Origin of the sequence: Micromonospora sp. LOL_023 (genome assembly GCF_048060115.1) — a bacterium.
GTDB lineage: Bacteria > Actinomycetota > Actinomycetes > Mycobacteriales > Micromonosporaceae > Micromonospora_E.
This window is the reverse complement of sequence record NZ_JBHMIM010000019.1, coordinates 26,323-38,117: the sequence shown is the minus strand read 5'-3', so window position 1 is coordinate 38,117 and position 11,795 is coordinate 26,323. Positions and strand designations below refer to the sequence as shown.

General features: G+C 68.5%; 8 protein-coding genes and 2 pseudogenes. 5 read left to right on the top strand and 5 right to left on the bottom strand.

The window, feature by feature from the left end:
* Positions 1–2 precede the first annotated feature (2 nt).
* On the top strand, positions 3–884 hold the full coding sequence (locus ACFHVL_RS12660; protein WP_416627838.1) for a thiopeptide-type bacteriocin biosynthesis protein: 882 nt from the start codon (positions 3–5) through the stop codon (positions 882–884).
* A 36-nt stretch (positions 885–920) separates the two neighbouring features.
* Positions 921–2,126 carry a methyltransferase, FxLD system gene (gene fxlM / locus ACFHVL_RS12655; protein WP_416627837.1) on the top strand — a complete coding sequence of 402 codons (1,206 nt, stop codon included), beginning with the start codon at positions 921–923 and terminating at the stop codon, positions 2,124–2,126.
* A gap of 652 nt (positions 2,127–2,778) precedes the next feature.
* On the opposite strand, the gene ACFHVL_RS12650 is transcribed toward fxlM, so the two are convergent.
* Positions 2,779–2,973, bottom strand: a complete 195-nt coding sequence (locus ACFHVL_RS12650; protein WP_416627906.1) for a DUF397 domain-containing protein — start codon at positions 2,971–2,973, stop codon at positions 2,779–2,781.
* A 376-nt stretch (positions 2,974–3,349) separates the two neighbouring features.
* Here ACFHVL_RS12650 and ACFHVL_RS12645 point away from each other — a divergent pair, with 376 nt between their 5' ends.
* Positions 3,350–4,216, top strand: a complete 867-nt coding sequence (locus tag ACFHVL_RS12645) for a helix-turn-helix domain-containing protein (protein ID WP_416627836.1) — start codon at positions 3,350–3,352, stop codon at positions 4,214–4,216.
* A gap of 51 nt (positions 4,217–4,267) precedes the next feature.
* On the opposite strand, the gene ACFHVL_RS12640 is transcribed toward ACFHVL_RS12645, so the two are convergent.
* Entirely contained in the window at positions 4,268–4,546 is a 279-nt protein-coding gene (locus tag ACFHVL_RS12640; RefSeq protein WP_416627835.1) for a hypothetical protein, read from the bottom strand.
* 898 nt (positions 4,547–5,444) lie between these two features.
* Between ACFHVL_RS12640 and ACFHVL_RS12635 the strand changes: the two genes are divergently transcribed.
* Together ACFHVL_RS12635 and ACFHVL_RS12630 are read left to right on the top strand one after the other, a co-directional pair.
* Positions 5,445–6,116, top strand: coding sequence for a hypothetical protein (locus ACFHVL_RS12635; RefSeq protein WP_416627834.1), 672 nt, complete (start codon positions 5,445–5,447; stop codon positions 6,114–6,116).
* Positions 6,117–6,394: 278 nt separating this feature from the next.
* Positions 6,395–6,658, top strand: a pseudogene (locus tag ACFHVL_RS12630) (sigma factor); the annotation flags it as partial.
* A 335-nt stretch (positions 6,659–6,993) separates the two neighbouring features.
* Here the strand turns inward: ACFHVL_RS12630 and ACFHVL_RS12625 are convergent.
* The 3 genes and pseudogenes from ACFHVL_RS12625 to ACFHVL_RS12615 all read right to left on the bottom strand — a co-directional run.
* Positions 6,994–7,244 (bottom strand): annotated as a pseudogene (locus ACFHVL_RS12625) (IS5/IS1182 family transposase); the annotation flags it as partial.
* Positions 7,245–8,069: 825 nt separating this feature from the next.
* On the bottom strand, positions 8,070–10,094 hold the full coding sequence (locus ACFHVL_RS12620) for a hypothetical protein (RefSeq protein ID WP_416627833.1): 2,025 nt from the start codon (positions 10,092–10,094) through the stop codon (positions 8,070–8,072).
* A gap of 496 nt (positions 10,095–10,590) precedes the next feature.
* The gene (locus ACFHVL_RS12615) at positions 10,591–11,778 is read right to left on the bottom strand and encodes an McrC family protein (RefSeq protein WP_416627832.1); all 1,188 of its coding nucleotides are present in this window, start codon (positions 11,776–11,778) and stop codon (positions 10,591–10,593) included.
* Positions 11,779–11,795: the final 17 nt, after the last annotated feature.

Below are 11,795 nucleotides of genomic sequence, written 5' to 3'. Positions count from 1 at the left end.
CCATGGACACCACCTGGAAACAGGTGACCATCGACTACCCCGGCCGCAGCCGCCACGAACGCGAACACAACGCCGTACCCCACCTCCACCGCGTGCTGCCCGCCGCCGAGACCGCCGGCCTCATCACCTCCTGGTGGTTCATCCGCAAAGGACCCTGGCGTATCCGCTACCTGCCCGCCACACCCACCGACCACCCCGACCCGGTACACCGCCTCCTCACCCAGCATGTTCCCTGGGCCAGTGACATCTACGAACCCGAAACCCACACCTTCGGCGGCCCCGCCGCGATGGATACCGCCCACACCCTGTTCCATCACGACAGCCATTACCTCCTCACCTACCTCCGCGACCAGCCCACCGACCGGCGCGAACGCTCACTCATTCTCAACACCGCACTGATGCGCGCCGCCGGACTCGACCTCAACGAACAAGCCGACGTCTGGGCCCGCGCCGCCCAGCATCGCGCCGACCACCTCCACCCACACCCGGCGACTCGCACCGATTCCGCCACCTGGAGAGCATTCACCAGCAAGGCCCGCTACCTGCTACTCGGCAACCCCCACCACTCGAGTGACTGGCACACCGCCTTCGCGCACGCCGGCACCACCCTTGCCGGCCTGCGCGCCACCGGCACACTCACCCGTGGACTACGCGCGGTCATCACCGAACACGTGATCTTCCACTGGAACCGGATCGGACTACCCGCCACCGCCCAGGCCACCCTCGCCCAAGCCGCAGCCGAAGCAATCCTCGGCAGCACGCTGTTGGAGGGTGGCGAGGCTCGTGGCGAAGGTGGCAGTCAGGCCCGTGATATCCACGCACAGGACCAACGCGTGGGTGAGCCACCGGTCACGATCCCCCGGGGAGCGGTGTCGGGCTTTTGATCGGCAACTTCCACCACAGGACAGAGGTGCGACGGCATGACCGTGACGGGCGAGATGGGTGTCGGGGATCCCGCGAGGCTGCGGGCGGCGATGGTCGCCGAGTTGCGGGAGGACGTCATCGTCTCCGAAGCCGTGGCTGCGGCGTTCTCGACCGTGCCTCGTCATCTGTTCGCGGCTGGTGAGCCGTTGGAGGCGGTGTACGACTCGAACACGCCGCTGGTGACCAAGGTCGGCTCCGACGGGGCCGCGCTGAGTTCGGTGTCCGCCGCGCACATCCAGGCGGTGATGCTGGAGCGGGCCGGGATCGAGCCGGGGATGCGGGTGCTGGAGATCGGCTCGGGTGGGTACAACGCGGCGCTGATCGCGGAGCTGGTCGGCCCCGAGGGTTCCGTCACGTCGGTGGACATCGACGCGGAGATCGTCGCGCGGGCGCGCCGGTGTCTGCGGTCGGCCGGTTACGGACGGGTACGGGTCGTGCGGGCCGACGCCGAGCATGGTGTGCCGGAGCACGCGCCGTACGACCGGATCATCGTGACGGTCGGGGCGTGGGACATCCCTCCGGCGTGGATCCACCAGTTGTCCGGGCGCGGCAGGATCGTCGTGCCGCTGCGGTTCGCCGGGTTGTCCCGCTGTGTCGCGTTCGACCGCGTCGGCGCCCGCCTGGTCTCCCGCAGCTACTGTCTCGGCGATTTCGTGCCGATGCAGGGCCAGGGCACGTTCACCGACACGGTGGTGCCGGTCACCGGTGACGCGGCGCTGCGGTTCGCCGGGCCCGACCCGGGCTTCGACGTGCCGGCGCTGCGCGGGGCGATCCACGGGCGGCGGATCGCACGGTGGTCCGGGGCGGCGTTCGACCTGCCTGATGAGTTGGAGCTGTTCGTGGTGACCAGCGGGCCGCTGGTGCCGTTCCTGCACGCCAGCCAGGCGCTGGTCGACCGGGGTGTGTTCACGTCGGCGGTGACCGTCGGCGCGGCTGTCCTGGTCGAGGCGGGCAGTTTCGCCTACCGGACGAAACGCGGGAACGAGGACACCGGCGGGTGGGAGAGCGGCGTCTACGCGCACGGACCGAACGCCGAGGACGTGGCCGAGCGGTACCTCGACCTGCTGCGCCGGTGGGCGGCCGGTTACCGCCGCCGAGGGGCCGCGCGCATCGAGTACATCCCAGGTGATGGCGACGGGGCCACGCCGCGCGGGTGGTGTGCGCCGAAACGCCACGGGGTCGTGGCGGTCTCGTGGCCGTGACAGCTCCCTGCGGCGGTTCCAGCGGCCGCCTGGCCGACCTCCATCGGAGTACGTCGCCGATGGGCGGCACGCCCGGCGGACCGGTGTCCTTCCGGTTCTGGAGCCCGGCGTGATTCTGCTGGCCTGCCGCCTGTGGGAAGTGGTCGGCCACCGTCAGTGGAGGGTGGACGGGTGCGGCCGGGCTGAGTCGCGGCGCACCGATACGGTGCGCGAGCCCGCTACGGGTAACGCGATCACCGGTCGGAGGCAACGGAGAGTAGTCGGTTGTTGATTCGTCGATCAGGGTTGACCGGGTGTGGAAGCGGCCTGCCGGTCGGCGGGTGTGTGGTGTCGCCGGGTGCCGGGGCGGCTGCTGTTCAGGACGGCATGGCCCTATCGGTCAGTCGCGACGCGGCGTCCAGCTGTGTATTTATGCTACAAAACCACCTACCATCGCGTTCAGTGAACGGAAGGTGGCTGGCGGGATGTCACGCCTGAGGGGGAAGGGAGTCATCGCTGAACGACTTCGCTGCGACACGCCTGGACGGTCACCACAGGTAATCGCCTATGGTTACTGATCATGGTAGCGGCACCGCCGCCGGTATTCGTCCGACCGTCAACCCGGGTGGCGTGCGGGAACGGGTCGACAGCGCCGTCACCCGCCTCTGGTGGCTCAGTCGCCGGGGCGCAGCCCTCCGGTCCGTACACCGGACACGAACCGGTGCCATGACGTGGGGGTGAACGTGAGGCGCGGTGCGGGGACACCCGAGCTGGTGACGTCCACCCGATCGCCGTGAAACGCGACTTCGACGCAGTGGTCGTCGAGACAACTCGAACTCTTCCGTCGCCAGATCGGTGGAATTTCCATCTCGGTCCCGCTGCGCGGGGGAACAGTCACCGGGTCTTCCGGTGTGGACCATGAGAAGTGAAGGGGGTGTGATGATGTCACGGCGAATACCTTTCGAAGTGCGACGCATGCCAGCCCTCGGCGTGATCCCATCTGCGGCGACGCGGCGACTTCCTGCACGATCCGATCGAGACGAGATCGCCAGGGACACCGAGTGTACCAAGATGGCACCAAACCAAGGATTTTCAGTTGATCTCGACAACGCGCGGATGACCACGCCATCCCGCATCAGCCCAGTGCAAAGGGCCCAGTGCCGTCTGCAAAGTGAAGATGGTCATAGTCAGATATTTACGCATCCCTTAGTGTTGTCGGTACACGACGAGAGGACGCGGACGCCATGACGACGCCTGGGCCGACCCTCAGCCGCCGACGTCTGCGGACCGCGCTACGCCATCTCCGGGAAGAAAATCACTACACGACCGATGATGTCCGCAAAGGTGTGGAGTGGTCTCTTTCCAAGGTGACCCGGATCGAGGCCGGAACCGTCACCGTCGCCCTCGCCGATCTCCACATGCTGCTCCGCTTCTACGGGGTGGACGATCCCGGCGAGGTCACACGACTTCTCGACCTCGCCCGGTCCGCCCGTCGGCGCAGTTGGGCCGCGAGCTACCGCGAGTACGTGTCCTCCGCCTACATCGACTTCATGGGTTACGAGGACGAGGCCGCCGTCATCAAACACTTCCATCCGGTCGTGATCCCCGGACTCCTGCAGTGCAGGGCGTACGCTGAGGCCCTCATCAGGCTGGTGAAGATACTGCCGCATGACGACAAAGAAATCCAAGCTCGAGTAGCGTTACGGATGCACCGGCAACAACGTGTCTTCGACCGCGCGGGCGAGGTGGAACTGCGGGTCATCATCGACGAACTCGCTCTCCAACGCAACGTCGGGGGGAGAGAGGTCATGCGCGACCAGCTCGCCCACCTTTCCGAGATGTTCGACCACCCCGCCGTGGAGATCGCCATCATCCCGTTCCACCCCGACGTCTCAGAACGCCCTACTTGGTCGTTCTCACTTCTCGAATTCACCTCGGAACAGGACAGCCCGGTCGTATATCTCGAGAACCTTCCGAGTGACGTCGCGCTCGTCGAGAACGAACAGGAAATAGTTTCCTACGAAGAGCTGTTCGAGAACCTGTGGAACTCAGCCGTCAACGGTGACACGGCCCGCAGCATTCTCGCCCAGCAGGCCTCGCGCTACGAGTGACGATTCCGATCACCCCGCAGGGCGGGCGGGTCCCGACACCGTCGCGACGTATCAGCCCGGCTCCCGGTCGTTCCCGCGCCTCAGCACCAGGATCAACATGGGTCGGGTGTCCGTGCCCGTCGGCGGCCACGCCCGAAACTCCCTCGACCAGCCGACACCGGCGAGTAGGAGGCGCCCGACCAGCGCGCGCACGTGCCGCGCAACCACGGGCACCCCCATCGCGGCGAACATCACCACGATCACCAGCGCCACCGCGGGCAGACCACCGGCCGCGACGACGTCGTCACCGACCAACCCGCACAGGTAGCCGCTCACCACCGCTGGCGCCATGCAGGACATGACGCGCCAGTGGGTAGCTGCGGCGGCGACACCAGCGCAGCAGTGGCCGTGCCCCGTCGCCGCCCACCGGCAATCCCTTGTCGTCGACGAGCCCCGGGCGATCCGATCAGACGCCGAACGCCCCGGACCGCCGCTGCCGCGCCGTCCGCGCCGCTGCCTACCTGCCATCTGCCGCTCTCCTGTCCAGCCAGGTCTGTTGGTCCGGACGAGTCTCCCACGCGGAACGCAAACTCTGCAATTGGCTGACTGCACTCGGCGGACTTCGTGACCTCGTCGAGACTCGGGCGCACACCCGCCACCCGTGCGGGTACAGGCTTTGACACACGTCAGCCCGCATGACCATCTGGCATGCGAAAAATGTTCACCAACCCATTACGGCGACAGAGATGAGACGCGTCGACCAGGGATCTGGTTCCCACGCCCCCGACGAGGACGGTCAAGTCGGCATCCACGACCGCCACGCCATGCCGCCGCACGCCATCCTAATAGATGCGCATAGACGTGCGGGAGTGAATCAAACAATTCCTCACATTCGGGTGCGCCACCGCCGGGGCGACCCCGCTCCGAGAAAGCCCACGCAGAGACGCACGCCAACGGCCCCCGAACAAACACACAACCGACAGAACGTGAACCTCGTGTTCGTTTCCCGCCCGCACCGACCGACGCCACCGGACACGCCGCAACGCCTCCACAGCCCACCCAATCCAGGCCCCGTCCCGTCCACCACCCCTACGACGCCGCACGCCCACGCCACCCGGCCCACCGAGCACGAGAGACACCCGTCCCGGCCCGTACCGATAGCCGAAAACCCGCGCCGGCCAACCCGCGTGGGGACGCACCACACCCACGACAGAACATGCGGCGACGGGGACAGACCAAGGAGGTGGGGATGGCCGACGACGACCACGAGGCACACCTGGCCGCCGACCGCGACCTGTGGCGATTGATCGAGGCGGACAGGTTCACCGGACACCGCTGGGACCGCATGATCGACGCGCTCGTCGCGGCCGCCGTCACGCAGATGCGCCACGACCTGCGCACCAAACAGATCTTCGGCCGCTGCGCCCGACGCGGCTGGCGACTCCACCCACCCGACGGATGGGCACACGCCGACCACGACAGCATCATCCAGGAGTCGGTCACGAACGCGCTGGCGACGTTCACCCGCCGGTGCCACGACGGCACCGGCTGGGACCCCAACCGCGACCACACCCTGCACGACTACTTCACCGGCATGTGCCGAAGCGAGTTCGCCAACACCTTCCGCCGATGGCGCACCAGCAGGAACACCAACGAGACCGCGCTTCCACCCGACGACACCGGCCCCGCCGCCCTGCGTTCCGAGCAGGACCCCGCACGATCCGCCATGGCCATGGTGATCCTCGACAAGATCAGACACACCACGGTGCTGTCGGATCTGCAACGCAGACTGCTGTTCGGCCACGCCTACGGCCTCACCCACCAGCAGCTCGCGGAACACTTCGACACCACGGTCCGAGCCGTCGAAGGCCAGATCCGCCGCGCCCGGCGACAACTTCGCAAGGAGGGGATCTCATGGTGAACGCACCCCGACCGACCCACCCCGCCACCGCACCCACCGACGCCTCCCGAGAGCACGGACCAGCCAACCCGGAAGGCCAGTTGTTCAACGGCCTGCTCCGCGCCGGCTCGCTCGGCGCCGCACTCGCCGGCTCCGACCCACGCGACCACACCACCGACGACGTCATCGCGGCCATCCGCACCGCCGCCGGCACCCCTCGCACAACCGTCGAACCCCACCGATCGGACCCGACCCCCCACCACGAATCGACGTCGGCCGGTCGCGACACCGACACGGTCGAGGTGTGGGAACTCGTGCAACGAGCCCAGGCAGGCGAGAGCGAGGCGTTCGGGCTGATCTACGACCGCTACGTCGACACCGTCTTCCGGTACGTCTACTTCCGGGTCGGCAACCGGCCGCTCGCCGAGGACATCACCTCGGACACCTTCCTCAGAGCGCTGAGGCGAATCGGCGGCTTCACCCGGCACAGCCACGACCTCGGCACCTGGCTGGTCACCATCGCCCGGAACCTGATCGCCGACCACCTCGGACCCGGCCACCACCACCGGCCCGGCATCATCCCAGAAAAGAAGCCCACCCTCGACATCCCCGACAAAACGACCAGCGACGACGCCCAGTGACAGACTGCACAGTGGCGGTGCCTTGCCGCCCCCGGCAGGCGGCGACAAGGCACCGCCCCTCCCAAGCCCGCCGGGCCGCGTCCGCCCGCTACCGGCGGCGACCCGCCGGGATCGCGGTGTCCGCTGGTGTTCGTGCACTTTCTCGACTGACCAGCCGATGAACTGCGCGATCTCCTCGACCGGCGTGTTGGACTGGCTGATCCACTCGCAGAGGGCCTGCCCAGCGACGGCAAACCCTCGGGGTGCTCAACTGAGGCAACGCGGCCGGCGGCGTCGGCGATGACCTGCACGTTCACGCCGTGGCACCGGTGCTTACCGGAGTAGTACGGCTTCTGGTCCGCCACAAGGTCGATCGGGATCAGCGTGCCGTCGAGGGGAGGTGTCGGATGCGTCGCATCGCAGTGGCCAGGTCCTCGGCGACTGCAGCGAGCAGCGCGATTGCTTCCTGCACGTACCGCCAGGCGGTGGCGACGCCGACGGCGAACCCGGCGGCGAGCCGGATGTATGTCTACTCCCTGGCCGTTGTAGAGGTAGGCGTTGGGGGCGATCCGCGGGCAGGTCGTGCTGGCGCAGGTCCGGACGTTCGCGCCGCCGGAGTTCGATCCGATGTAGCTGGTCCAGGCTGCGGCGGGGGAGGCCATGGCGAGGATTGCCGCGACGGCGACGCCGACGGCAAGCACCAGCTTGGCCACTCTGCGGCGTCGGGCTGGGGGCGTGGTGAGAGGCATCTCCTGAGCTCCTTCCGGCGATGCGCTTCGTATCGCGCATACGTCGTTGTACGGACAGCCGGCGCGTCCTTCCACTCGTGTAGCGCGTCGCTCCGGCGGTTCTCAGACAAGCAGGTCAGCCAGGTCCGGAACAGCGTTCAGCTCATGCTCGTACACTCTCCGTACAACCCCGGTCGGGATCCGTACGGACGGTGGCCTTGCTCCTCTGCCCTACTCGCTCATCGTTACCCGACCCGAGTAGCGATCGACGGCGAGCCGATTGACGGCACCCGGCCACCCTGCCGAAGGAAGACGGGATCTGGGCGACGGGGAACACGTACGACCTGGAAAGCTGGCGCCCGACCCTTCCCCGCTGGGTGAACGGGCAGGACCTCATCGTCACCGAGTGTCTCAACACGCTGGGCTCCGACCCTGCTAGTCCATTTGAGAGCCCTTTCCGTCCTCGCGAGATCGACCTCCATCAGTCATTGGTCAATGTCGCCTGACCATGCCACTGGCGTAACGGATGGGTGCCGCCCCAAGGCAGGTGCGGCACCCGTCCGTGACCAACAGCCATGTCGACCGTGCGGGTATCTTCCGCGCGGCCACCGTCGGCGCTGACTAGGTCACCTGTCTGTGATTTGGTGTAGTGCGACAGCGGTGACGTGCTGGAGTTCGTCGTCTCGGGTGATGCTGTCCCACTGGCCGGGATCCACCGGACGTCGGTCACCGGCCACGGCCAGGCGTAGTACGGGCAGGGCATCGGCGGCTGGTGGACCGATCTCGCCGAGTGTGCCGATGGCGCGGATCGTGGGCGGCCAGACCCGGCCGTGTTCGGTCAGCTTACGAACCACGGCGATGAGTGGGCCTACCGAGTCGGAAGGGTCGCCGGTGACCCGCCACAGCGCCGTCGCCGCCGAGGCCGTGATCCACGGATGGTCGGCACTGTGCAACAGGGCGCGGACACGATCGGCGTACCGGTGGGCGTCCGTTCCCAGTTCGGCAAGAAAGTCCAGGGCCTGCGCTTCGTGATACCGGTCGTCAAGTTGCGGCACGAGCAGGTCCAGCGCGGGCTGGGCGTCTCCGGTCAACCGCCAGTACGCCCGGACCGCCGTGTGCCTGGCCGAGGCGGGCAGTCGCCCGTCGGCGGCCAGGGGGCGGATCCGGGCCAGGGGAATCGCCGCCCTGTCGGGGAGACCGGCGGCCGCCAACGCGTGCAGCGCCCAGACGGCGGCGTCGCTGTCCAGCAGGTCGAGCAGATCTTCGTAAGCTGTGGCGGAGGCGCTGCCCCACGCGGCCAGGACTCGGGTGAAGGTGCGTCGTTCGTCGAACGTGGTGGCCGTCCGCAGACGCGCCCGCACTGCGGGCAGTAGCTGTGTCGCGTACTGGGGCACCCCGCTCAACACGTCCAGGATGCCCGGTGGCCGGGTCCACCAGCCGCCGCCGTGATGGCTGTTGAGCGCGAACCCGAGCCGGGGGCGCGTCAACCGGTCCAGCAGCGGCGCCACGCATCGGGGATCGCCCAGCCGGGTCAAGGCGAACACGGCAAGGTCAGCGGCTGGCAGGTAGACGTCCGCGCAGGCCCGCGCCAGCTGGTCCGCCCAGGCCGCCGCCTGAGATCCGCACGCGGCCAGCAGACACGCGGCGAAGGCCCGGTTCTCGGCCTCCGGGTCGGTCAACCGTTCGGCGACCAGCGGCAGCAGCACCGGGGTGGGCGAGCGCCAGCGACTGGTCACCTCCGCCGCGGCACACAGCGCACCGGACCGGAAGGCGGCGTCCGGGTGTTCGAGCAGCCCAGCGGCCAGCAGCGTCCGACCGTCCGGGTCATGACCCCACTGCCCGTCGACCCAACTGATCATCGCGTCAGGGCGGTCGGTGCCGCACCACGCCTGTCCCCACGGGTGAAGGTCCGCCTCCCGCAGCGCGGTGAGGGCCTGCTCGGCGAGCGAAGCGTCAACACCCCGCGTACCGGCGCGGCGCAGCGCCACTACGGCCGCCAACCGCTGCGCGCGATCAGACCCGACGCGGAGTTCGGCCAACCACCGCCGCGCCTCGGCCTGCTCCCAGCCGGCGCGACCGCGCAGCAGTTGACCCACGGTGGCGACCAGACCGAGCCGGACCGCATCGTCGTCCTCGACGTCCCACCGTCGGCGGACCGCGGACCAGACCGCGTCAGCGCCGGCGACCGTCTGCGCCAACGGGTAGCCGACACGCCTACGCACCGCCGGGTCGTCGTCGTCGAGCAGCGTGACCAGCCGGCCAACGGCCTGCGCCCACGCGGCGGGCCACGCCGGGTCGACGACGTGCGGTTTCGCCTTACGCGCTGCCCGCGCCAGAGAACCGACCAGCTCAACCACCGCGACCCGGGCGACGACCTCGCGATCAGCAGCGAGCGCGACCAGGAACGGAAGCGCCGCCGACGCGGCCGAGTACACACACCCGCCCTGGTGGTAGATCCGCAAGCTCAGCTCATGGACCGCCGCCTGGCCTCCGCCGGGATCCGCCGCCGCGCCCACCAACTGCGGCACGTTACCCGCCGACCCGTACGCGTGACGCAACGAAGCCCACGCCACAGCATCGAGGCCCTCCAGCCCGACCACCCCACCACGGCGGCCACCGGCCACGTCCGCGCCCATCCGGAACTTTCCCACGACCAACTCCGCCCGGAAGGAGCGGAGTGGACCCGTTCCTCACGGCCCGCCGTTGTCGAGCCCCCGACCGAGGCTACCGCCACCCACCCGAATCACCCCACTGTGCGGCAGAGCCGGAGAGCTTCGCAGCTTCAGATAGTCGCGCTCCACCAGTGCCGAACGAGACGGACCGGTCTGTCCACCGTCACCGAACACGCATTGAACGGCATGACCCACCGATCGCGCCCAGGATGCCCATCGGGCGGACAACCGCTGCCGGGTGGCAAGGCGTGCTGGTCACCCTTGGCGAGCCAGCAGCCGCTGCTGGGACCTGGTCGTCGAACTAACGCTGGCCGACGTGATCCGCGTGACGGACAGATCGCCGTGAGCGTCCTCGCGCGGGACTGTCAGAAGGCCCCGGCTCCGCCGGGTGAACAGGGTGTATCCGCCTGACAAGGCGTCCGATCGCGTCATGGTCCTGAGTACGGGGAGGTCCTGCTCCGGCTGTCCCTGAGGATCAGGGGTGATGGAAGTAGGCCGGTACGGCTTGGTGGATGGCCGAGCGCGCGAAGGTTTGTACGTCTTTCAGTAGTTGTTCGGGGGGTTGGCGCAGGTTGAGGGGCTGATAGCCGATCTGGATGTCGGTGTTGCGGACGTGCCACGTCGTGGGCGGATCCGCGCCTTCGGCGTAGATGATCCATCCGGTCCGGAGGTTCAGCGCGGTGCAGTAGGCGAGCATCTGGTACAGGTCGGGGTTGGTGGGTCTTCCCGTTCCGGGCTCGATCTTGTACTTGGCGTCGAACACCGCCGCCGGCCGACCGTCGATGATGTGGAGGACGTCGGGTTCGATCCGGATCGCTCGCCCGAGATCGAGGGTGTCCTTGCCCGGGGTTTCCGCGTGGCCCGGGTAGGCCGACAGGGCGTCGCGGAGCGCGGCGCCGATGAACGCCTCGAAGACCTTCTCCATGTTGACCACGAAGGCGGCGATGGTGTGGACGCCGTTGCCGGGGTCGGCGGAGCTGTTGAGCAGGATCAGCTCGCTGAGGCGCAGAGCGGGAGCGTAGTGGGCGTTGAGCCGGCCGGCGTGCCAGATCGGCGGTGGGGTGCCGGTGGGTAGCGCGGTCACGCCGGTGAGCCGCGCGTCCAGTTCGGTCAGGTCGTCCCGGTCGACGGGTCTCAGTCGTGGTACCGCGAGCATCCGCCGGATGGCGGCGCGCAGGATCTGGTTCTCGGGGATGTCCGGGGTGTGGTCGTCGTACTGCACCTCGACGGGTAGTGGCATGCCGGGGCGGCCGGCCAGTTGGTCGGTGAACCGGATCCGTCCGCGGATGAGCGGGAGGGCGTCGTCGACGGTGACGTATCCTCGGAGTGGCCCCGAGGCCAGTGCCCGGCGGGCCTGGCGGATCAGTGATGTCGCCAACGCGGGCCACAGGCCGGTGACCGGTATACCGGCCACGTCCTCGGGACGGAATCCGGGGCTGGTGGCGTAGCCGAGGAAGAAGATCATGTTGGCGAGGCCGACCTTGGGCGTGACCTCGATCTCGAGGTCACCGACCCGGATGGCGCCGACTTTGCGGCCGGCCTTGATCTTCCAACGGCCGCCGGCCGCGCGGCGGACGGTGACCAGGTCGGCCGCGCGCAGCGCCGCCACTTGGGCGTCGTCCAGCGACAGCACGACCTCCTTGGTGTCCACCTCCGTCAACACGACTGGGTCCGGCCCGG